Consider the following 20,945-nt stretch of genomic DNA (forward strand, 5'->3'; position numbering starts at 1 on the left):
CCATGACCAGTACGATTGCCAGCTCAGTGCTGTCGACCATGAACAGCACCAGCACCACCGCCGAAAGCAGCACCTCGGCGGCGGACGATCTGCAAGACCAGTTCCTCACGTTGCTGACCACCGAGTTGCAGAACCAGGACCCCACCGACCCGATGGACAACAGCGAGATGGTCACCCAACTGGCGCAGATCAGCACCATCAGCAGCATCGAAGACGTCACCAGCACCCTGGAAGGCATCTCTGGCCAGATCAGCGCCTCCGAAACCCTGCAAGCCTCGGCCCTGGTGGGCAATGGCGTGTTGATCGACGGCAATGTGATCCAGGTCGACAGCGGCGTGGCGACGACGTTTGGCGTCACCCTGAACGGCGATGCCGACAGCGTCAGCGTCACCATCAAAAACAGCACCGGCACCGTCGTGCGCACCCTGGACGAAGGCAGCATGAGCGCCGGCACCCAGTCGTTGTCGTGGGACGGCCTGCAAGACGACGGCACCACCGCCGCCGACGGCGCCTACACCTTCTCCATCAGCGCCACCACCGACGACGTCGCCGTGGCCAACACCGCCCTCAAATACGCGCTGGTCACCGGCGTGACCACCGACAGCAGCAACCAAGTCGCACTGGACCTGGGGGGCGTCAACGAGAACGTCGCCCTCAGCGACATCAGTCTTGTCCTCTGACCCTCTACCTAACGAAGGAGAAACACCATGGCTTTTTCCCAAGCACTCAGTGGTCTGTCGGCAGCGTCCACCGACCTCAACGTGGTCAGCAACAATATTTCCAACTCCCAGACCGTGGGCTTCAAAAGCTCGACCACGCAGTTCGCCGATGTGTACTCCGGCGCCGACGTCGGCCTGGGCACCCAGGTCTCGGGCGTGGTGCAGAACTTCGAATCCGGCAGCCTGACCACCACCGATAACGCCCTGGACCTGGCGATCAACGGTGACGGCTTCTTCACCTTCTCCGACGGCACGCAAACCGTGTACTCGCGCAACGGCCAGTTGACCCTGACCGCCGACGGCTACCTGGAAAACGCCGCCGGCGATCAACTGCAGGGGGTCAACGGCGTGATCCAGATCCCCACCACCGGCATGCAAGCCAGCGCCAGTACCGAGCTGGACGCCGAGCTGAACCTGGACGCCAGCAAAGACGTCATCACCACCACCTTCGACCAGACCGACTCGTCGACCTACTCCTATTCCACCAGCACGCCGCTCTACGACTCCCTGGGCATCAGCCACACCAGCACCCTGTATTTCAGCAAAACCGCCGACAACACCTGGGACGTACACACCGCCATCGACGGCAACCTGCTGACCGGCTCCCAAACCGTCAGCTTCAACTCCAGCGGTCTGATCACCAGCGGCGCAACCGGCACCTACACCTACGACCCGGCCAACGGCGCGGCCAGTATGTCGGTGGCGCTGGACCTGACCGGCACCACTCAGTTCGGCAACGACTCGGCGGTGTCCGACATTACCCAGAACGGCTACACCTCCGGCAGCCTGGTGAGCTTCAGCATCGACGAGACCGGCACGGTGGTCGCCACCTACTCCAACGACCAGACCAAAAACATCGACCAGATCCAGTTGGCCACCTTCAGCAATGAAAACGGCCTCAAAGCCAACGGTGACAACACCTGGCTGGCCACCTCCTCCTCCGGCCAGGCCCTGCTCGGCGTGGCCAGCAGCGGCTCGCTGGGGTCGATCCTGAGCGGCACCACTGAAGACTCCAACGTCGACCTGACCGCCGAACTGGTCAACCTGATCATTGCCCAGCGCAACTTCCAGGCGAACGCCAAGTCGGTAACGGCGCAAAGCGAAGTGCTGCAGCAAGCCGTGAATATCGGTTCCTGACCCTATGGATCGCATGCTCTTCACGGCCATGAGCGGGGCCAATCAGGCGCTCGAACAGCAGGCCGTCGTGGCCAACAACCTGGCCAATATCGTCACCCCGGGCTTTCGCGCGCAACTGGTGCAGATGCAGTCTTCGCCGGTGGCGGGCGAAGGCTTGCCGACCCGCGTGTCGGTGGCCGCCAACGGCGTGGGCGTGGACTGGAGCGAAGGGCCGATCGTGCATACCGACCGCGCGCTGGACGTGGCCCTTGGCGAAAACGTGATGCTCGCGGTACAGACCGGCGACGGCCAGGAAGCCTACACCCGGCGCGGTGACCTGCAGGTCGACGGCACTGGCGCCATGTCCGTGGGCGGGCGTCCGGTGATCGGCGACGGCGGACCAGTCACCGTGCCGCTGGGCAGCGAGGTCACCCTGGGCAGCGACGGCACCATCAGCGTGCGTGAGCTGGGCATGGAACCCCGCGGCCTGAGCCCGGTGGGCAAGTTGAAGCTGGTGTCGGCGTTGCCCGGTACCTTGCAGGCCGGCACCGACGGTTTGTTCCGCACCGCAAACGCGCAGCCGCTGCCGGCCGACGACAGCCTGCGCGTGGCCCCCGGTGCGCTGGAAGGCAGCAACGTCAGCCCGACCAACGCCATGGTCGCGATGATCGACAACTCACGGCGCTACGACATGCAGATGAAAGCCATCAGCACCGCCGACGAAAACGCCAAGAGCGCCAACAACCTGCTTTCCCTGCAGGGCTGACCTCCCAGTTGAATAGACAAGGAACCGAACGATGATCCGATCACTGTGGACCGCGAAAACCGGACTGGAAGCCCAGCAAGGGCAAATGGACGTGATCGCCAACAACCTGGCGAACGTCAGCACCAACGGCTTCAAGCGCTCGCGGGCAGTGTTCGAAGACCTGGTGTACCAGAACGTGCGCCAGCCCGGCGCGCAGAGCAGCACCGACACGCGACTGCCCTCCGGCTTGCAGGTGGGCACCGGCGTGCGCGAAGTCGCCACCGAGCGCTTGCACACCCAGGGCAACCTGGAGCAGACCAGCAACTCCAAGGACCTGGCGATCAACGGCCTGGGCTTCTTCCAGGTGGACATGCCCGACGGCAGCACCGGCTACACCCGTGACGGCAGCTTCCAGCTCGACTCCAATGGCGAGATGGTCACCTCCAACGGCTACAAGCTATCGGCCGGCGTGACCATCCCGGCCAACGCCACAGCCATCACGATCAGCAGCGACGGCATCGTCTCGGTGACCACGCCCGCCGCCTCTGCCTCGACCCAGGTCGGCCAATTGAACCTGGCGCTGTTCATCAACCCGGCCGGCCTGGAAAGCATCGGCCAGAACCTCTACCTGGAAACCGACGCCTCGGGCTCGCCCACCGAAACCACGCCGGGCCTCAACGGCGGCGGCACGCTGTCCCAAGGCTACGTGGAAACTTCCAACGTCAACGTGGTGGAAGAAATGGTCGGCATGATCCAGACCCAGCGTGCCTATGAAATCAACAGTAAGGCCGTCGAAAGCTCGGACGAGATGCTCCAGCGTCTGACCCAGCTCTGAGCGCCCGGTTCGAGACTCACTTTATGGCTCACAAGTATCTTCTGGCCGGCGTACTGGCCCTCACCGGCTGCGATCAACTACCGCACAAGCCGGTGGTGCCCGACGAAGAAGTCCAGGCGCAGGGCTACCCCGCGCGCCTGGCCAACGGCTCGATCTACCAGAGCAGCCGCTCGCAGCCGCTGTTCGAAGACCGCCGCCCGCGCATGGTCGGCGACACCCTGACCATCCAGTTGGAAGAACAGGTCAGCGCCAGCAAGAACTCCTCCTCCAATGCCAGCCGCGCCGGCTCCACGGGGCTGAGCCTGGCGACCACCTCCAGCCGGGCCAGCCAGGTCGGCTCCTTTGGGCTGGATGCTTCGACGACGCATGACTTCCTGGGCGCCGGCGGTTCCCAGGCGAACAACTCGTTCACCGGCACGATTTCCGTGACAGTGATGCAGGTGATGCCCAACGGGCATTTGCGCGTGCGCGGTGACAAACAGATCGCGATCAACCAGGGCACCGAGTTCATCCGTTTTTCCGGGCTGGTCAACCCGCGCAGCATCACCGGCGAGAACACCGTGTCATCGACCCAGGTGTCCCAGGCGCGCATCGAGTACGTGGGCGATGGTTACATCAACGAAGCGCAGCGGATGGGCTGGCTCCATCGCATCCTCCTCAACGTTTCCCCTTTCTGAGTACCCACGCCATGTTCACTAGAGCCGCCCGAACGTTGCGCACCCTGCTGCTGAGTTGCCCGTTGTGGCTGGGGGCCACGGTTCACGCCGAGCAGATCCGCGACATCGCCGACTTTGCCGGGATCCGCCCCAACAACCTGGTGGGCTACGGCCTGGTGGTCGGCCTGGACGGCAGCGGCGACCAGACCACCCAGAGCCCGTTCACCGAACAGGGCCTGACCAACATGCTGTCGCAACTGGGCGTGACCCTGCCGGCCGGTGCGAACATGCAGATGCGCAATATCGCTGCGGTGATCGTCACCGCCAGCCTGCCGGCCCTGTCGCGCCCGGGGCAGCAGATCGATGTGGTGGTGTCGTCCATCGGCAACGCCAAAAGCCTGCGCGGCGGCACCTTGCTGATGACCCCGATGAAGGGCGCCGACGGCGAGGTGTACGCCATGGCACAGGGCAACCTGCTGGTGGGCGGCGCTGGCGCCTCGGCCAACGGCAGCAGCGTGACGGTCAACCAGTTGGCCGGCGGGCGCATCAGCCGTGGCGCGATTATCGAGCGCACGGTGGCGCTGAATTTGAACAACGACCACGGCCTGCTCGGTTTGTCCCTGCACGAACCGGACTCGGCCACGGCGCAGCGCGTGGTGTATGCGATCAACCTGGAAATGCGCCGTACCGTGGCCTCGGCGTTGGACGGCGGGATGATCGAAATCCAGGGCCCGCTGTCGCCCAACGAGCGCACCAACTTCATGGCGCGCATCGAGAGCATCGAAGTACTGCCGATCCAGGCGCGCCCCAAGGTGATCCTTGATTCGCGCACCGGCTCCATCGTGCTCAACAGCTCGGTGAAGCTGTACCGCGCCGCCGTGGCCCACGGCAATTTGTCGGTGATCATCGACACCACCAACACGGTCAGCCAGCCCGGCGCCTTCAGTGGCGGTCAGACGGCGACCAGCTCCCAGAGCAATATTTCCATCGAGTCCCAAGGCGGTTCGCTGCACTTGCTCGAAGGCACGGCGAACCTGATGGACGTGATCAAGGGCCTGAATGCGCTGGGGGCCACCCCGCAGGATTTGATGGTGATTTTGCAGGCACTCAAGGCCGCCGGTTCGTTGCGAGCGGAGTTGGAGATCATCTGATGAAAAGCACCGATGGCTTTGCCCTGGATGTGCAGGGCCTGGACCGGCTGCGCAACAGTGCGCACCTGGACCCGCATTCAGGGCTCAAGGAAGCCAGCAAGCAATTCGAGGCGCTGTTCCTGCAGATGATGCTCAAAAGCATGCGCGCGGCGGTGCCCAAATCGGAGATGTCGAATAACTCGCAGACCGAAATGTACACCGAGATGCTCGACCAACAGTGGGCCCAGAGCCTGGCGGGCAAAGGTATCGGCCTGGCCGAGCAGTTGACCCGACAACTGAGCGGCTACACCTCCCGGCAAGCGCCTGAACTGGACAGCGCCACCGCGGCCTTCCTCGACCTGCCGCCATCACGCCCCTCGCCGTTTGCCAGCCCGGCGTTCGATGCCTGGAAACGCCGCGAAGTCAGCGGCGCCGACAAGGACCAACCCGAGCATGTACAGGCATTTATCGCGCGCTTGAGCGAACCGGCGCAAAAGGCCGCGCGCGCCAGTGGCGTGCCCGCCGAGCTGATCCTGGCCCAGGCCGCCCTGGAAACCGACTGGGGCCGGCGCACCATCACCACCGCCCAGGGTGCCGACAGCCACAACCTGTTCGGCATCAAGGCCGGCGGTCAGTGGCAAGGCGCGACGACCCAGGTGATGACCACCGAATACACCGACGCCCAAGCGCAAAAACAGCTGGAAGCGTTTCGTGTCTATACCTGCGACGACGCTGCCTTCAACGACTATGCGCGCCTGATGCGCAGCCGCCCCGGTTATGCCGCCGTGCGCAATGCCGTTGATGCGCCCCAGGCCGCCGTCGCGTTGCAACAGGGCGGTTACGCCACCGACCCGCGCTATGCGCAGAAGCTGATCTCGGTGATGGCCACCATCGGTCCGCTGCGCAACGTGCCGGAAGTGGCGCAGTTGCAAAACGATTTATAGAACAGGGGTCAAGTTGACCTTTCGCCGGGCCGATAGTGCCAACCATGTAGCCCAGGAGCTTCTCGATGAGCATTATTTCCATTGGCGTCAGCGGCCTGACCGCCGCGCAGATCGCCCTCAGCACCAGCAGCAGCAACACCACCAACGCCTACACGGCGGGCTATACCTTGCAGGTGGCGAACTTCTCCGAGTCCACCTCGGGCAGCGGCGTGCAGATCGCCAGCGTCGACCGCCAGTACAACCAATTCGTCACCAGCCAGCTCAATGGCTCTATCAGCACCGAAAGCGCGCTGTCGACCTACCAGACCGAAATCGACCAGATCGATAGCCTGCTGGCCGATGGCGACGCCAGCCTCGACACCCTGATGCAAGGCTTCTTCTCATCGATCCAGACCCTGACCTCCGACGCCAGCGACACCGCCGCGCGCGAAGAAGTGGTCGGCGCCGCACAAACCCTGACCTCGCAGTTCACCCAGTTGGGCAGCTACCTGGACGACATGGCCAGCGACGTGAACAGCCAGATCGGCGACCAGGTCACCCAGGTCAACGACCTCACCGAACAGATCGCCGGCCTCAACAAAAAGATCAGCCTGTCCGACGCCCTGGGTTCGACCTCCAACGCCCTGCTCGACCAGCGCGACCTGCTGGTCAGCCAGCTCAGTGAACTGGTGGACGTGGATGTCACCACCCAAAGCAACGGCAGCTACAACGTGGCGCTGAGCAACGGCCTGGCGCTGGTATCGGGCAATGACAGCTTCGATCTGCAAACCGCCGTCTCAGCCAGCGACCCGACCCAAACCGCAGTCACCTACGTCGACGCCGCCGGCCACACCACCGTACTCGACGATTCCACCTTCGAAGGCGGCTCCCTGGGCGGCCTGATGGATTTTCGCGACACCAGCCTGAACGACGCGCAAAACCAGTTGGGCATCCTGGCAGTGAGCCTGACCCAAGCCTTCAACAGCTTGCAGGCCTCGGGTATCGACCTGAATGGCGACACCGGCAGTGCATTCTTTTCGGTGGATGCCCCGAGCATCTACGGCAACACCAAGAACACCGGCGACGCCACGCTAAGCGCGACCTTTACCGACGATGTCAGCGCCCTGAGTGCTACCGACTACACCGTCAAGTATTCCGACACCGACGGCTACACGGTGACCCGCAACGACACCGGCGCCAGCGTCACCTCGACCTATGACGCCAACAACGACAGCCTGACCTTCGCCGGCATGAACGTGGCCATCAGCGGCACCGCCGATAACGGCGACAGTTTCCTGGTACTGCCCACGCGCAACGCCGCCAGCAGTTTCAGCACCTTGACCAGCGACGGCAGCCTGATCGCAGCAGGCACCTCCACCGGCAGCAGCGACAACAGCAACGCCCTGGCGATGCTCAACCTGCAAACCGACAGCATCGTCGGCGGCGGCAAGACCCTCAGCCAGACCTACTCGGCACTGGTCAGCGACGTGGGCAGTACCGCCAGCAAGGTCGCGGGGCAACTGGAAACCCAGTCGGGCCTCACCGAGCAACTGACCTCGCTGCAACAGTCGGAATCGGGGGTGAACCTGGATGAAGAGGCGGCCAACCTGATCGTCTACCAACAGTACTACCAGGCCTGCGCGAAGGTGGTCGACGTGGGTACGTCCCTGCTCGATACCCTCCTCGATATCAACTGATAACTTTCTGAGCGGAGCGACGCCATGCGCCTCAGCAGTGCGACGATTTACAACCAAAGCCTGAACTCGATGCTCGCCCAGGAAAGCGCCTACCAGGACTCCGCCCAGGAAGTGTCCAGCGGCACCCGGGTGGTCAACCCTTCGGATGATTCGCTGGCCGCCGCCCAGGCCGTCAACGTGCGCCAGGCCATCGCCGCGAATACGCAATATGCTGACTCGCGCAGTACCATCAGCACGTCCTTGTCCCAGGAAGAAAGCACCCTGGACAGCATCAACGATGCCATCACCAGCGCCAAGGCGCTGATCGTGCAAGCCAACAACGGCACCTTGAGCGACGCCGACCGCGAGTCCATCGCCACCTCGCTGCAAGGGGTGTACGACACCCTGGTGACACTGGCCAACGCCACGGACAGTAACGGTAACTATCTGTTTTCCGGTTATCAGAGCCAGAGCCCGGCGTTTGCCACCGATGCCAATGGCGATCTGGTGTACCAGGGCGACGACAACGCGATCAAACAACAGGTCAGCTCCACCCAGAGCATGGCCAGCGGCGATACCGGGGCGACGATTTTCCTCTCGGTGAGCAGTTCGGCGGGGTTTATCGCCGAGGCCGGCGACAACAGCGGCAGCGTGACCTTCAGCGGCCCGACCATCACCGATACCCAGGACGCCAATTACGGCACCGGCTTCAGCCTGACCTTCAGCACCGCCGCCGACGGCACCGCGCAATACAGCCTCGACGGCGCCACCCCGGTGACGTACACCTCGGGCGATACCCTGGAAGTCAACGGCCTGTCCCTGACCCTGAGCGGCGCCCCAGTGGACGGCGACTCGATTACCGTAAGCAAGGCCGCCGACGCCGACCCGGACCTGTTCGCCAGCCTGAAAAACCTGATCTCGGTGCTGCAAACCCCGGTGGAAACCGACGCCGACCAGGCCAACCTGAACAACACCCTGTCCACCGCCAGCCGCCAACTGAGCAACGCCCAGGACAACGTGCTCACGGTGCAAACCTCCGTCGGCTCGCGGCTTAACCAGTTGGAGGTACTCGACACCATCGGCGACGACCTGGCACTGAGCTACACCGAACGCCTGTCGGGGCTGGTGGATGCCGACTACACCGAATCGGTCACCGAGTACACCGCGTTGCAAGTGGCACTGCAGGCGGCGCAGCAGACCTTCGTCAGCCTGCAGAAGATGTCGCTGTTCGAATACATCTAAAAATGTGGGAGGGGGCTTGCCCCCGATTGCGCTGGATCAGTTGCCAGATGCATTGGCTGAAACACCGCCATCGGGGGCAAGCCCCTCCCACATTTAGACCGTGGCAGCAGGTTGGACAGAAATAAGAATCAAGCCCACAGAAGCCCATCAACTGCGGCGCCCCCCCATATCACTACTCGATCACATCCAAAAATGTGGGAGGGGGCTTGCCCCCGATTGCGCTGGATCAGTCGCCAGGTGCATTGGCTGAAACACCGCCATCGGGGGCAAGCCCCCTCCCACATTTAGACCGTGGCAGCAGGTTGGACAGAAATAAGAATCAAGCCCACAGAAGCCCATCAACTGCGGCGCCCCCCATGTCACTGCTCGAACACATCCAAAAATGTGGGAGGGGGCTTGCCCCCGATTGCGCTGGATCAGTTGCCAGATGCATTGGCTGAAACACCACCATCGGGGGCAAGCCCCCTCCCACATTTAGACCGTGGCAGCAGGTTGGACAGAAACAAGAATCAAGCCCACAGAAGCCCATCAACTGCGGCGCCCCCCATGTCACTGCTCGAACACATCCAAAAATGTGGGAGGGGGCTTGCCCCCTATAGCAGCGGCTCAGTCGCCAGATGCATTGGCTGAAACACCGCCATCGGGGGCAAGCCCCCTCCCACATTTAGACCGTGGCAGCAGGTTGGACAGAAATAAGAATCAAGCCCACAGAAGCCCATCAACTGCGGCGCCCCCCATATCACTGCTCGATCACATCCAAAAATGTGGGAGGGGGCTTGCCCCCGATAGCAGCGGATCAGTCGCCAGGTGCATTGGCTGAAACACCGCCATCGGGGGCAAACCCCCTCCCACATTTAGACCGTGGCAGCAGGTTGGACAGAAATAAGAATCAAGCCCACAGAAGCCCATCAACTGCGGCGCCCCCCATATCACTACTCGAACACATCCAAAAATGTGGGAGGGAGCTTGCCCCCGATTGCGCTGGATCAGTCGCCAGATGCATTGGCTGAAACACCGCCATCGGGAGCAAGCCCTCTCCCACACTTGGACCGTGGCACATGAGTCAAGCAAGGGTCATGTTGTCGACCAGGTACTGCATGAAGTGCAGGGTATTGGTGAGCAGGCTGGCCAGAAACGGTCCCAGGTCGCCCATCACCACCATCAGCAGGATCAGGCCCACGGATAAGGTCAGCGGGAAGCCCACCGAAAATACCGTCAACTGCGGCGACACTCGGTTGAGAATGCCCATGGCCAGGTTGATGATCAGCAGCGTGGCAACCATGGGTAAGGCCAGCAACAGCCCCGTGAGGAAGATTGTGCTGCCATAGCGGGCGATCAGGTTCCAGGCGTTGGGGTCAAAGCGCAGGTGCCCGATGGGCAGCGTCTTGAACGTGGTCGCCAGCAGCTCAAGCACCATGAGGTGGCCATCCAGCGCGAGGAACATCAGGATCGTGATCATCCCCAGGTAGCGCGACAGCACCAGGCTGTTGGTGCTGGTGTCGGCGGAAAAGAACGTGGCAAACGCCAGCCCCATCTGCATACCGCAGATATCGCCGGTCATCTCCACCACCGCCAGCGTCACGCGCATCACCATGCCCAGCGACATGCCGATCAACACCTGCTCCACCGTCACCCCCAGCCCGGCCCAGGAGAACAGGGCTACGTCCGGCAGCGCCGGCAAATTGGGCGCCAGCAAGAAAGCCAGCAGCATCGCCAGGCCGACCTTCACTTGGCTCGACACATTTTTGTGGCCCAGGATCGGGTCGCTCATCAGGTATGCCAACACGCGGCAGAATGGCCAGAAAAAGCTGGTGAGCCACAGTTGCAGTTGCGCCGAACTGACCTCAATCAAGGCGCGTCAGCCAATCAGCGTGGGCAAACTGGTGAACAGCGTCCGGGTGTAGTCCACCAGCATTTCCATGATCAAGGGCCCGGCGATCACCAGCACCACGCACACGCCGATGATCTTGGGGATAAACGAAAGGGTCGATTCGTTGATCTGCGTGGCCGCCTGGAACAGGCTCACCAGCAAGCCGACAAACAGCGTCACGAACAACACGGGCGCGGCCACGATCATGCTCATGCGCATGCCTTTGTAAGCCAGGTCCATGACCATTTCCGGCGTCATCGTCTACGTCCTCATCAGGTATAAAAACTCTGCGCCAGGGAACCGAGCAGCAACTGCCAGCCGTCCACCAACACAAACAGCATCAGCTTGAACGGCAGCGAGATGGTGGACGGCGGCACCATCATCATGCCCAGCGCCATCAACACGCTCGCCACCACCAGGTCGATAATCAGGAACGGGATAAAAATGGTGAAACCGGCCTGGAACGCGGTCTTCAATTCGCTGGTGACAAACGCCGGCAGCAACACGCGCATGGGTACATCCTCCGGCCCTTGCAGGTCGTCGATGCGCGCCAACCGCGCGAATAACGCAAGGTCGCCCTGGCGGGTCTGGGCCAGCATGAAGGTGCGAAACGGCTGGCTGCCCTTGTCGAGAAATTGCTCCACCGTGATCTCGTCCCGGGAGAATGGCTGCCAGGCGGTTTCGTAAGCCTGGTCGAGGGTTGGCGACATGACGAAAAACGTCAGAAACAGCGCCAGCCCCAGCAGCACCTGATTCGGCGGCGCCGAGGTGGTGCCGATGGCCGTGCGCAGCAGGCCGAGCACAATGATGATCCGGGTGAACCCGGTCATCATCAGCAACACCGCTGGCAGGAACGCCATGGCACTGAGCAGCAGCAGGGTTTGTAGGCTCAGCGACCATTGCTGGCCGCCGGCCTGGCCGGTGAAGGCGCTGAGGCCTTGCATCGCCGGTTCCAGGCCATTCATGAGCCGCGTCCCTTGCGCAGGTTGTGCTTCAGGGCATGCGCCAGGCGTTCGGAAAAGCTGTCGCCCGGTTCGACCACCGCCGGCTCAGGCTCGGCTGCCGGCGCGTCCATTTGCGCCAGGGCGGTGACTTGCTGGGCAGTCACCCCCAGCACCAGCCATTGGCCGCGCACCTCCACAATCACCACCTTTTCACGCTGGCCCAGGCCGGTGCTGCTGACCACCCGCAGCATCTTTCCCGGCGCCAGCGGCCGCGACCCCATGCGCCGCGCGAGCCAGCCGCACACCAGCACGCAGGCGAGCACCACCACCAGCGCCAGGCCGGTCTTGCCCAGCAATGCCAGGTTCATCACGTTGTCCGAAGGCACGCCAAGCGGCGCCGGTGTTGCGCTGACCAGGCTCATCGGTTGAGCTTTTGTACGCGTTCGGACGGGGTGATGATTTCCGTGATCCGAATGCCGTATTTGTCATCCACCACCACCACTTCGCCCTGGGCGATCAGGTAGCTGTTGATCAGGATGTCCATCGGTTCACCCGCCAGGCCGTCCAAGGCCAACACCGAGCCTTGGGCCAGTTCCAGCAATTGCTTGATGGTGATCCGGGTGCGCCCCAGTTCCACACTCAGCTTGACCGGAATATCCATGATCATTTCCAGCTCACGCGCACCCGCCGCGGGTGTTGGCGCAGGCAACGGCTTGAACAGGCTCGAACCTACGCTTGGCGCCGGTCCGGCAACCGCCGCATCGACTTGCTCCTGTTCGGCCAAGGCGGCCGCCCACGGGTCGTCGTCAGCGGCTTCGGCGGCCTGTTCGGCGAGGGCGTCGGCCCATTCATCGGGCTCTTGGGGCTCGACGGTGTTTGAATCAGTCATGATCGGATTCCTTGGCAGTGGACACGTGGCCCTTCACGAATCGGCTGGTAGAAGAAGAGGAAAGGCTCAGAGAGTGATCGACCAGGTCCTTCACAAGTAACGCGCGCACGCCGTTCTGGCTGCCGTATTCGCACGTCATGACCGGCACGCCATCGACCCGCGCACTGATGATCTCGGGCAGCTCGATAGGCAGCACATCGCCGACCTTGAGCGCCATGACCTGTCCCATCCGCGCATCCAGTTCGACAAAGTCGGCGATCAGCTCAATCTCGGAATGGGTGATCTCACCGGCCATGCGCTTGTTCCAGTGGCGCTCTTCCTCGGGATTGGTATCCGTCAGCGGGCCGTTGAGCAGTTGGCGCATCGGCTCGATCATCAGGTACGGGATCACGATGTTGAAATCGCTGGACAGGTTGCCGACCTCCAGGTGGAAGGTGGCATTCACCACGATTTCATTCGGTGAACTGGTGATGTTGGCAAACTTGGCCTGCATCTCGGAACGCAGGTATTCGATTTCCAGCGGGTAGACCGACTTCCAGGCGTCCTTGTAGGCGTCCACCGACAAGCCCAGCAAACGCCGGATGATGCGCTGCTCGGTGTGGGTGAACTCACGGCCTTCGGACTTGGTCACGAAACGCCCATCGCCGCCAAACAGGTTGTCCACCACCATGAACACCACGCTGGGCGGGAACACCACCAGGGCGGTGCCGCGCAGCGGTTTCATGGCCAACAGGTTGATGTTGGTGGGCATCGGCATGTGCATCGAGAATTCGCTGTAGCTCTGGTAGCGCACGCTTTTGACGGTGATATCGATGCTGCGCCGGATCAGGTTGAACAGGCTCATGCGAAAGTAACGGGCGAAGCGTTCGTTGATGATGTCCAGGGCGTGCAAACGCTCATGGATCACCCGGTGCTGGGTCGCCGGGTCATAAGGGCGCACCCGCGCGGCGTCCAGGGTGTCGGCGTCATCCGCTGGAGCGTCGCCGTCGTCGCCTCCGCGCAGCAACATGTCGATCTCGTCCTGGGAGAGCAAATCGTCAATGGCCATGGTTATTGCACGATAAAGTCGGTGTACAGCACCCGCAGCACCGCCGGCGCGGGTTGCTGCGGCGCCAGCGGCTGCTTGAGGGTTTCCAGGACCTTGTCGGCGAGTGCTGCCTTGCCCTGGGGGGTGATCACCAGCGTGCTGTTCTGCCCGCTCAACAGGGTCAACAACTGGCTGCGTACTTGCGGCATGTATTGCTGCAGCAGCGCCTGGCTCGCGTCATCCGCCACTTCCAGGGCAAAGCCTACATACAGCAGGCTTTGCTCATCACGTTCGTTCACCAGGTTGACCGTCATTGGTGCGATGGTGACCAACCGTGGCGCCTGGGGGAGTTGCGGAGCGGGCTCGACCTTCGCCGTCTCACCGGCCGCAGCCTGTTGGCTGAGGTAGAAGTAGGTGCCACCGGAACTGGCTGCAACGACGACCAGCGCCAGCAGCAGAATCAAGAGCCAGGGGGTTTTGCGGGTGGTGGTCATTGGCTGGAACCATGGGATGAAAGAAAACGGTTAGGCAGGGCTCAAGTATGACCATCGCCCTGCTCCGCCCATGGCGCGATAAGACCAGGGTAACGGCGGTATCTCGCTGTTTTGATTTGGGAATCAGACGTACAAGTCCACACCCGAACTGCGCAGCAGCACCTGCTGGACGTGCGCCGGGAGCGCCTCGTCGCGGCTGACTGCTGCGCTGGACGGCTGGGCCTGCGGATCACGCGGTGTCTGGCCACCCGCAGCCTGGCGTGAAGACTGGTCGCTGACCGAGGCCTGCCCCAACGCGATGCCTTGGGTGGCCAGCGCCTCGCGCAACTGCGGCAATGCCTGTTCCACCGCCGCCCGCACCGAGGCATGGGCGGCCTGGAACTGCGCCTGGGTGGTGCCGTCATTCAGGTTGAGGCTGATGGACAACGGGCCGAGCTCGGCCGGGTGCAGGCGCAGGTCCACCTGCTGCTCGCCACGCGTAACCATGTCGACCATTTGCTGGCCCAGGTCAGTCTGCCAATCGGCGCTGCCGATGGCGGCCGTGAGCACCAGGCCGTTGCTCGCAACCGTGTCAGTAACGGCCAGGTTCGCCGGGTTGAAGGATGCCGCTGAAAGGCTGAAGACACTTTGCGGGTCGGGCTGGCTGTCCGGCTGGCTGTCGTGGGTTTGTGCGCGCACGCTGGGCACGCTGTCAGCGACGGTAGCGACCAGGCTCGGCATCGCGCCCGGTAGGTCGATCGGTTCTGCGCTGTCCGGTTCTTCATCCGCCGCAGGCAGGCTGGCCGCCTGGGTCGGGGCGCGACTGTCGATCACGGGGGCGGACTCGGCTGGCGCAGCACTGACCGCCACCGGCAGCGGCACGCTCACAGGAAGCTGTGGTGCAACGATCATCGCGGCGGTATCCAACTGGCCGGCGCTTTCGATCAGGGCCATGCGCTGGCGAATGTCGTCCAGAGTGCTGTCGCCCTTGGCTGTCGGCTCAGGTTCTTCAGCCGCCGTCACGGGGTCATCGGGCAGGACATTCAGCACATCGTCCACCACCCCTGGAGTCTCTGGCTCAGCCACCGGCAGCGGTTGTACAGCCACCGGTGTGGGCAGTGCGGTCGGGGCCGGCTCTGGCGTGACCGGGGCGGTGTCCACGGCCGCCACTGCCGGTGCAGGTGCAGGTGCAGGTGCAGGTGCCGGTTCCGGCTGAACCACCGGCAGTGGGTCAGCCACTGGCGCACTGACCTGGCTTAATACCGCGGCAAACGACTCACTCGGCGCAACCGTCGCTTCAGCGGGAGTACTGGCCGGCGTAGGCACTGCGGTCGAGGGTGCTAACGACGCGAGAATGTCCATGGTGTCCCTTAGAGGCTGCTGTCGATGGAAGTTGGAAACGCTGCCGCCCGGCGCCGCAATTGGCTGGCCAGTTCGTCCGCCTGACGCTGCTCGACACGCCCCGCGCGCACTTGCGCCTGCTGGGCGCGCCGGCTCAACAGCGCTTCAATCGCATTGACCCTGCGCCACTGCGCCATCCAGGTGATCTGGTGGTGCGCCACCTGTTTGCGGTGGCGCTCCAGGCTTTTTTGCGCACGCTCCATGGCCTCTTCCAGCGACTGCAAAAAGCCTCGGTAGTTGGTCAGCGCCGAGGGGCTCATGCCGTCTTTGGCCAGTTCCAGTTGCAGGTTCTGGCGGTACTCCTGTTGGTACTGGTCCAGGGCGCGCAACTGGTTGATCACCAGTTGCTCGGCAGCACGGCTTTGCGCCAGGGCGCGAGCCGCGACGTCGCGGGCCTTGGCGGTCAGTTCGATCAGCAGGTGCAGCGATTGGTCGGCCATCGATGATTACTCAAAAAGGTCAGTTGCCAGGGAACAACAGGTTGAGCCCGTGCAGGGTCTCGTCAACGCTGGCGCGGTCGTCAATGCGCTGCTGCAGAAACCGCTCGATATGCGGGTACAAGCCCACCGCGCGGTCGAGTTGCACATCGTGGCCCTGGGTGTAAGCGCCCACGCTGATCAGGTCGCGATTGCGCTGGTAGCGCGACAGTGCCTGCTTGAGCTGATTCGCCTTGCGTTGCTGGGCGTCACTGGCGATGGCGGTCATCGCCCGGCTGATCGACGCTTCGATATCGATGGCCGGGTAGTGCCCGCTTTCGGCCAGGTGCCGGGACAGCACAATGTGCCCGTCCAGAATCGCCCGCGCCGAGTCGGCAATCGGGTCCTGCTGGTCGTCGCCCTCGCTGAGCACCGTGTAAAACGCGGTGATCGAGCCGCCACCGGGCGGCCCGTTGCCGGTGCGCTCCACCAGTTTGGGCAGCTTGGCGAACACCGACGGCGGGTAGCCTTTGGTGGCCGGCGGCTCGCCCACGGCCAGGGCGATTTCGCGTTGGGCCATGGCGTAGCGGGTCAGCGAATCCATGATCAGCAGCACGTCTTTGCCCTGGTCGCGAAAGTCCTCGGCCACCCGCGTGGCATACAGCGCGCCCTGCAACCGTTGCAGCGGCGAGGTATCGGCCGGCGCGGCGACCACCACGGAGCGGCGCAGGCCGTCTTCGCCGAGGATGTTGTCGATAAAGTCCTGCACCTCGCGGCCCCGCTCGCCAATCAACCCCACCACGATCACATCGGCCTGGGTGTAGCGAGCCATCATGCCCAGCAGTACCGACTTGCCCACGCCGGAACCGGCAAACAGGCCCAGGCGCTGGCCACGCCCGACACACAACAAGGCATTGATGGCGCGGATGCCCACGTCGATCTGGCGGTCGATCGGCGCGCGCTTGAGCGGGTTGAGCGGCTGGGTATGCAGACTGGCGTGGTGGGCACCCAGCAGCGGGCCGCGACCGTCCAGGGGCTGGCCGCCGCTGTCCAGCACGCGACCAAGCAGCGCCATGCCCAAGGGGAAGTTGCGATTCCCCCCGGCGCCGGTCTGGCCGTCATCCGCGGCAAACACCCGCGCCCCCGGTTGCAGGCCGTGGATTTCCGCGAGGGGCATCAGGTACAACGTGTCCCCGGCAAAACCGACCACTTCGGCCTCGGCGTATACGCCCTCATGGGACGTCAGCTCGATACGGCAGGCGCCGCCCAGCGGCAGGCGCAGGCCCACCGCCTCCAGCACCATGCCGGTGGCACGGGTGATGCGCCCGCTGCGCAGGTACGGCGCGACCTGCAGGGGCTTGCCCTGCACCGTCGCCAGGACCTGGCTCCAGCGCGCGAGGTGTACGTTCATGGCTGTTCATCCAGGGTGCGCTCGACGCTACGATTGAGCAGGCCCAACCGCGAAGGCCGCGTGGCATCCAGCTCACCGCCGGCGCTGACCACACGGCAACCGCCGGGCAGCATCGAGGTGTCGGCGTGCAAGGCCCACCCCGCCACGTCGAGCTGTTCGCCGAGGCTGTCCTGGACGCGCTGCAGATCCTGCGGGTTGAGCCACAACTTGGGTTTGCCGGTGAGTTCCAGGTCACTGTCGAGCAGGCTTTTAACCAACACCAGCACCTGCTCCGGTTGGGCTGCCAGCGCATCGCCGGCCAATTGGCGGGCGGCCTCCAGCGCAATGCGCACCAACTGGTGGGCAATGTGCGTATCCATCGCCTTAAGCGCCTCGTCGAAGTGACGGCACAGCTCCAGCAGCGGTTGCAACGTCTGCTTCACCTGCTGTTGCAACTCCACGGCGGCGGCCTGGCGCCCTTCGCTCAAGCCCTGCGCATAGCCCTGCTCCAGGCCTTGGGCATGGCCGACCTGCTGGGCTTCGGCGAGGGTCTTTTCACGCAGCACCTGCATCTCCAGCTTGCGCTGGAAGGCTTGCTTGCGCACGCGCTCGCGGTGGCTGCTCTGCGGGTCATCGCCGGGCGAGGCAGGGCTGCCCAATGGGTCCATCTGCCAGGGCTGCCAATCAGACATAAGTGTCATTACCGCGTGCGGTCACGATTTCACCGCTGTCGGACAAGCGCCGCACCACCGCGAGGATGGTCTTCTGTTCGGTTTCGATCTGCGACATACGGATAGGGCCGCGCGCTTCCATGTCTTCGCGGAACAACTGCCCGGCACGCTGGGACATGTTCTGCAGGAAGCGTTCGAGCAACGCCGGCGGCGAGCCTTTGAGCGCGATCGCCAGGGAGTTGTGCTCCACCTGTTGCAGCAGGGTCTGGATGCCCCGGTCGTCGACGTCGATAAGGTTTTCGAACAGGAACATCTCGTCGAGGATCTTCTGCGCCAGGTCTTCGCTGTGCTCGCGCACCGTGCTGATGGCCAGTTCCTCGTGGGTGGAACTCATCAGGTTGAGGATCTCCGCCGCCGTCCTCACGCCGCCCATTTTGCTGCGCTTGAGGCTCTGGCCGTCGAGCATCACGCCGAGTACTTCGGTCAGTTCCTGCAATGCCACCGGCTGCACGCCACTGAAGGTGGCGATACGCAGGATGATGTCGTTGCGCAGGCGGTCGGGCAGCAATTGCAGGATGTCGGAGGCCTGGTGGCGCTCCAGGTGTACCAGGATGGTCGCGATGATCTGCGGGTGTTCGTCGCGGATCATTTCGGCCACCATCGACGCTTCCATCAGGTTCAGCTTGTCGATGCCGGAGCCGGTGTTGGTGCTTTCGAGGATGTCGTCGATCAGGCTGGCGGCACGCTCGCTGCCCAGGGCCTTGGTCAGCACCGCACGAATATGGTCGCTGGTCTGGATATTGATGGCCGCGTATTGGTCGGTCTCGTCCATGAATTCTTCGAGCACCTGGCGCATTTCTTCATGGGAGACCTGGCTCAGGCGCGCCATTTCCATGCTGATGGCTTCCACATCGCCGCTGGGCAGGAACTTGAACACTTCCGCCGCGCTGTCGGCATCCAGCGACAGCAGCAAAATCGCACTGCGGCGCGAGCCGTTCATTTTGCTAGTCATTTTTCTTCATCCATCCGCGCACGATCATGGCGACCAGCCGCGGGTCTTCGGCGGCAATCTGTTGCAGGCTCTGCATGTTCTGCTCGTACACCGCCGACTTGCGCGGCAGGGTGTGCGGCGCGTTGTCCTGGCCGGCGACCACCACGCTGGTGCCGGTGCTGGCCGGCACCAGCGCGGTGCCCGGCTCGGCACTGGTCGCGAGCATCTGCGCATTTCGGCTGGCGTTGCGCCGTTGCATCGGCCGCAGCACCAGCCACCACAGCAGCAGCGCGGCAAAGGCCACCAGCAGGTAACGCAAACCACTGATCAGCAGGTTGTAGGCCTCGGGGGTTTTCCACCACGGCTGCTCGGCGACCGAGGTGTCTTCGCTCACGAACGGGCTGTTGATCACTTGCAACGCATCGCCACGACTTTCGGTGAAGCCCATGGCCTGGCGCACCAGATTATTGATGTTCTCCAGCTCTTCCTTGCTCAGCGGCTCCGAGGTCGGCGTGCCGTCCTTGAGCACCGTGCGGTAGTTGACGACCACGGCGGTGGTCAGGCGCTGGATCGTGCCCAGGCTCGACTTGACGTGCTCGACGTTGCGGTCGACCTCGTAGTTGATCATCCGCTCGCTTTGGGTGGCATTGGCGGGCTTGCCGGCCTTGGCATCGGTGGCACTTGCAGTGCCGCCCGCCGGAGCAGGCGTCGGCGCGGTGGCCTTGGTCGGCGCCGGGGTATTGGGCGGCGCGTTGGTCAGCGCACCCGGCACGCCGCGACCGGCGTCATCGCCTTCCACCACATGTTCGGAGGTTTGCTTGCTGCGCACCGCCGCTTCATTGCTGTCCTGGTTGGGCGCGTAGCGTTCGGCGGTGCTTTCACGGGTGGAGAAATCCACTTGGGCGACGACCTGGGCATGCACGTTCTGGCTGCCGAGCAGCGGCGTGAGGATGTCTTCGATACGCCGCTGATAGGAGCGCTCGATCTCATGCACATAGTCCAGTTGCGTGCCGTCGGGGCCGGTTGTATCGCCGCGGACCTGGGACAGCAGACGCCCGTTCTGGTCGACCACCGTCACCGCATCGACACTCAGCTCCGGCACGCTGGAAGTGACCAGGTGCATAATCGCGCTGGCCTGGCTTTGCCCCAACTCACGGCCGGGTTGCAGGGTCAGCACCACCGAAGCGCGCGCAGCCTCGCGGTCGCGAACGAATACCGATTGCTTGGCCATCACCAGATGCACCCGCGCCTTGGCCACCGGCCCCAGGGACTCGATAGTGCGCGCCAGTTCGCCTTCGAGGCCGCGCTGGTAGTTGAGGTGTTCGGCAAACTGGCTGACGCCGAAGGCCTGCTTGTCGAGCAATTCGAAGCCGACGCTGCCGCCCTTGGGCAAGCCTTGCTCGGCCAGTTGCAGGCGCAGGGCGTTCATCTTGTCGCCGGGCACGAGGATGGTGTTGCCGCCTTCGCTCAGGCGGTAAGGAATCGCACGCCTGTCCAGCTCACCGATGATTTGTCCGCCATCCGCTTCGCCAAGCCCGGAAAACAACACGCGATATTCCGGCTCGCGCGCCCACAGCAGCAGCGCCACCACAACGGCAACAGCGGCAGCGGCGGCCAGCAGCAGAGGCAACAAGGGCTGGTTGCGAAACAGCGTGGTCAATGCCTCCAACGGCCGGGTTGGCGCACGGGTCGCCAGATTCTTTTGCGCGCCTTTGGCCAGGACTGCGGTACTCACGAACACCTCGATAGCGAGGGTAGGGCCTGTACGAAAGACATTGCAGAGTCCGGTAACAGTAGTAGTCGATCAGCCGCCCCTAGCAGAGAGGGATGG

The 20,945-nt window shown here is 63.6% G+C and carries 22 protein-coding genes; 9 read left to right on the top strand and 13 right to left on the bottom strand.

Features of this window, described 5'->3' with window-relative positions; all coding sequences use genetic code 11:
* Positions 1-2: 2 nt before the first annotated feature.
* The 9 genes from U5A08_RS24400 (at position 3) to flgL (ending at position 9,042) form a co-directional block, all read left to right on the top strand.
* Positions 3-680 (top strand): flagellar hook assembly protein FlgD, encoded by a 678-nt coding sequence (locus tag U5A08_RS24400; protein WP_253398771.1) that lies wholly within the window; start codon positions 3-5, stop codon positions 678-680.
* A gap of 27 nt (positions 681-707) precedes the next feature.
* A complete protein-coding gene (gene flgE / locus U5A08_RS24405; protein ID WP_253398773.1) occupies positions 708-1,856 on the top strand; it encodes a flagellar hook protein FlgE in 1,149 nt (382 codons plus the stop codon).
* Positions 1,857-1,860: 4 nt separating this feature from the next.
* Positions 1,861-2,601, top strand: a complete 741-nt coding sequence (locus tag U5A08_RS24410; protein WP_253398775.1) for a flagellar basal body rod protein FlgF — start codon at positions 1,861-1,863, stop codon at positions 2,599-2,601.
* Between the two features lie 31 nt (positions 2,602-2,632).
* On the top strand, positions 2,633-3,415 hold the full coding sequence (gene flgG / locus U5A08_RS24415; RefSeq protein ID WP_247408472.1) for a flagellar basal-body rod protein FlgG: 783 nt from the start codon (positions 2,633-2,635) through the stop codon (positions 3,413-3,415).
* Between the two features lie 23 nt (positions 3,416-3,438).
* Positions 3,439-4,092, top strand: coding sequence for a flagellar basal body L-ring protein FlgH (locus U5A08_RS24420; RefSeq protein ID WP_253398777.1), 654 nt, complete (start codon positions 3,439-3,441; stop codon positions 4,090-4,092).
* An 11-nt stretch (positions 4,093-4,103) separates the two neighbouring features.
* Positions 4,104-5,222, top strand: coding sequence for a flagellar basal body P-ring protein FlgI (locus U5A08_RS24425; protein ID WP_253398778.1), 1,119 nt, complete (start codon positions 4,104-4,106; stop codon positions 5,220-5,222).
* Entirely contained in the window at positions 5,222-6,145 is a 924-nt protein-coding gene (gene flgJ / locus U5A08_RS24430; RefSeq protein ID WP_253398781.1) for a flagellar assembly peptidoglycan hydrolase FlgJ, read from the top strand. The genes U5A08_RS24425 and flgJ overlap by 1 nt, the downstream gene beginning before the upstream one ends.
* Positions 6,146-6,210: 65 nt before the next feature.
* Positions 6,211-7,821, top strand: coding sequence for a flagellar hook-associated protein FlgK (gene flgK / locus U5A08_RS24435; RefSeq protein WP_321848949.1), 1,611 nt, complete (start codon positions 6,211-6,213; stop codon positions 7,819-7,821).
* Positions 7,822-7,845: 24 nt separating this feature from the next.
* The gene (flgL, locus tag U5A08_RS24440) at positions 7,846-9,042 is read left to right on the top strand and encodes a flagellar hook-associated protein FlgL (protein ID WP_321848951.1); all 1,197 of its coding nucleotides are present in this window, start codon (positions 7,846-7,848) and stop codon (positions 9,040-9,042) included.
* 1,063 nt (positions 9,043-10,105) lie between these two features.
* Here the strand turns inward: flgL and fliR are convergent.
* The 13 genes from fliR to fliF form a co-directional block, all read right to left on the bottom strand.
* Positions 10,106-10,894 (bottom strand): flagellar biosynthetic protein FliR, encoded by a 789-nt coding sequence (gene fliR / locus U5A08_RS24445; RefSeq protein ID WP_247406246.1) that lies wholly within the window; start codon positions 10,892-10,894, stop codon positions 10,106-10,108.
* Between the two features lie 6 nt (positions 10,895-10,900).
* Positions 10,901-11,170 carry a flagellar biosynthesis protein FliQ gene (gene fliQ, locus U5A08_RS24450; RefSeq protein WP_247406249.1) on the bottom strand — a complete coding sequence of 90 codons (270 nt, stop codon included), beginning with the start codon at positions 11,168-11,170 and terminating at the stop codon, positions 10,901-10,903.
* Positions 11,171-11,184: 14 nt separating this feature from the next.
* Positions 11,185-11,877, bottom strand: coding sequence for a flagellar type III secretion system pore protein FliP (fliP, locus tag U5A08_RS24455; protein ID WP_247406253.1), 693 nt, complete (start codon positions 11,875-11,877; stop codon positions 11,185-11,187).
* A complete protein-coding gene (fliO, locus tag U5A08_RS24460) occupies positions 11,874-12,278 on the bottom strand; it encodes a flagellar biosynthetic protein FliO (protein WP_321848952.1) in 405 nt (134 codons plus the stop codon). Before fliO ends, fliP begins: the two co-directional genes overlap by 4 nt.
* The gene (gene fliN / locus U5A08_RS24465) at positions 12,275-12,745 is read right to left on the bottom strand and encodes a flagellar motor switch protein FliN (RefSeq protein WP_253398799.1); all 471 of its coding nucleotides are present in this window, start codon (positions 12,743-12,745) and stop codon (positions 12,275-12,277) included. Before fliN ends, fliO begins: the two co-directional genes overlap by 4 nt.
* Complete coding sequence (fliM, locus tag U5A08_RS24470) at positions 12,738-13,793, bottom strand: flagellar motor switch protein FliM (RefSeq protein WP_253398805.1); 1,056 nt, start codon at positions 13,791-13,793, stop codon at positions 12,738-12,740. The genes fliN and fliM overlap by 8 nt, the downstream gene beginning before the upstream one ends.
* 2 nt (positions 13,794-13,795) lie before the next feature.
* On the bottom strand, positions 13,796-14,266 hold the full coding sequence (gene fliL, locus U5A08_RS24475; protein ID WP_253398807.1) for a flagellar basal body-associated protein FliL: 471 nt from the start codon (positions 14,264-14,266) through the stop codon (positions 13,796-13,798).
* 123 nt (positions 14,267-14,389) lie between these two features.
* The gene (locus U5A08_RS24480) at positions 14,390-15,607 is read right to left on the bottom strand and encodes a flagellar hook-length control protein FliK (protein WP_321848955.1); all 1,218 of its coding nucleotides are present in this window, start codon (positions 15,605-15,607) and stop codon (positions 14,390-14,392) included.
* 8 nt (positions 15,608-15,615) lie between these two features.
* Positions 15,616-16,086, bottom strand: coding sequence for a flagellar export protein FliJ (gene fliJ, locus U5A08_RS24485; protein WP_253398825.1), 471 nt, complete (start codon positions 16,084-16,086; stop codon positions 15,616-15,618).
* 19 nt (positions 16,087-16,105) lie between these two features.
* Positions 16,106-17,473, bottom strand: coding sequence for a flagellar protein export ATPase FliI (gene fliI / locus U5A08_RS24490; protein WP_253398827.1), 1,368 nt, complete (start codon positions 17,471-17,473; stop codon positions 16,106-16,108).
* Positions 17,470-18,144, bottom strand: coding sequence for a flagellar assembly protein FliH (locus U5A08_RS24495; protein ID WP_253398829.1), 675 nt, complete (start codon positions 18,142-18,144; stop codon positions 17,470-17,472). The genes fliI and U5A08_RS24495 overlap by 4 nt, the downstream gene beginning before the upstream one ends.
* Positions 18,137-19,135: a flagellar motor switch protein FliG gene (fliG, locus tag U5A08_RS24500; RefSeq protein ID WP_247408537.1), complete on the bottom strand. Its 999-nt coding sequence runs from the start codon at positions 19,133-19,135 to the stop codon at positions 18,137-18,139. Before fliG ends, U5A08_RS24495 begins: the two co-directional genes overlap by 8 nt.
* Positions 19,128-20,849, bottom strand: coding sequence for a flagellar basal-body MS-ring/collar protein FliF (gene fliF, locus U5A08_RS24505; RefSeq protein ID WP_321848957.1), 1,722 nt, complete (start codon positions 20,847-20,849; stop codon positions 19,128-19,130). The genes fliG and fliF overlap by 8 nt, the downstream gene beginning before the upstream one ends.
* Positions 20,850-20,945: the final 96 nt, after the last annotated feature.

The sequence above is a fragment of the Pseudomonas paraveronii genome (assembly GCF_963681955.1).
Taxonomy (GTDB): Bacteria; Pseudomonadota; Gammaproteobacteria; order Pseudomonadales; family Pseudomonadaceae; genus Aquipseudomonas; species Aquipseudomonas paraveronii.

Bases quoted from the DNA above. Each gene is read 5' to 3' on its own strand.
- U5A08_RS24400 (WP_253398771.1), top strand. From the start codon at position 3: ATGACCAGTACGATTGCCAGCTCAGTGCTGTCGACCATGAACAGCACC.
- flgE (WP_253398773.1), top strand. From the start codon at position 708: ATGGCTTTTTCCCAAGCACTCAGTGGTCTGTCGGCAGCGTCCACCGAC.
- U5A08_RS24410 (WP_253398775.1), top strand. From the start codon at position 1,861: ATGGATCGCATGCTCTTCACGGCCATGAGCGGGGCCAATCAGGCGCTC.
- flgG (WP_247408472.1), top strand. From the start codon at position 2,633: ATGATCCGATCACTGTGGACCGCGAAAACCGGACTGGAAGCCCAGCAA.
- U5A08_RS24420 (WP_253398777.1), top strand. From the start codon at position 3,439: ATGGCTCACAAGTATCTTCTGGCCGGCGTACTGGCCCTCACCGGCTGC.
- U5A08_RS24425 (WP_253398778.1), top strand. From the start codon at position 4,104: ATGTTCACTAGAGCCGCCCGAACGTTGCGCACCCTGCTGCTGAGTTGC.
- flgJ (WP_253398781.1), top strand. From the start codon at position 5,222: ATGAAAAGCACCGATGGCTTTGCCCTGGATGTGCAGGGCCTGGACCGG.
- flgK (WP_321848949.1), top strand. From the start codon at position 6,211: ATGAGCATTATTTCCATTGGCGTCAGCGGCCTGACCGCCGCGCAGATC.
- flgL (WP_321848951.1), top strand. From the start codon at position 7,846: ATGCGCCTCAGCAGTGCGACGATTTACAACCAAAGCCTGAACTCGATG.
- fliQ (WP_247406249.1), bottom strand. From the start codon at position 11,170: ATGACGCCGGAAATGGTCATGGACCTGGCTTACAAAGGCATGCGCATG.
- fliP (WP_247406253.1), bottom strand. From the start codon at position 11,877: ATGAATGGCCTGGAACCGGCGATGCAAGGCCTCAGCGCCTTCACCGGC.
- fliO (WP_321848952.1), bottom strand. From the start codon at position 12,278: ATGAGCCTGGTCAGCGCAACACCGGCGCCGCTTGGCGTGCCTTCGGAC.
- fliN (WP_253398799.1), bottom strand. From the start codon at position 12,745: ATGACTGATTCAAACACCGTCGAGCCCCAAGAGCCCGATGAATGGGCC.
- fliM (WP_253398805.1), bottom strand. From the start codon at position 13,793: ATGGCCATTGACGATTTGCTCTCCCAGGACGAGATCGACATGTTGCTG.
- fliL (WP_253398807.1), bottom strand. From the start codon at position 14,266: ATGACCACCACCCGCAAAACCCCCTGGCTCTTGATTCTGCTGCTGGCG.
- U5A08_RS24480 (WP_321848955.1), bottom strand. From the start codon at position 15,607: ATGGACATTCTCGCGTCGTTAGCACCCTCGACCGCAGTGCCTACGCCG.
- fliJ (WP_253398825.1), bottom strand. From the start codon at position 16,086: ATGGCCGACCAATCGCTGCACCTGCTGATCGAACTGACCGCCAAGGCC.
- fliI (WP_253398827.1), bottom strand. From the start codon at position 17,473: ATGAACGTACACCTCGCGCGCTGGAGCCAGGTCCTGGCGACGGTGCAG.
- U5A08_RS24495 (WP_253398829.1), bottom strand. From the start codon at position 18,144: ATGTCTGATTGGCAGCCCTGGCAGATGGACCCATTGGGCAGCCCTGCC.
- fliG (WP_247408537.1), bottom strand. From the start codon at position 19,135: ATGACTAGCAAAATGAACGGCTCGCGCCGCAGTGCGATTTTGCTGCTG.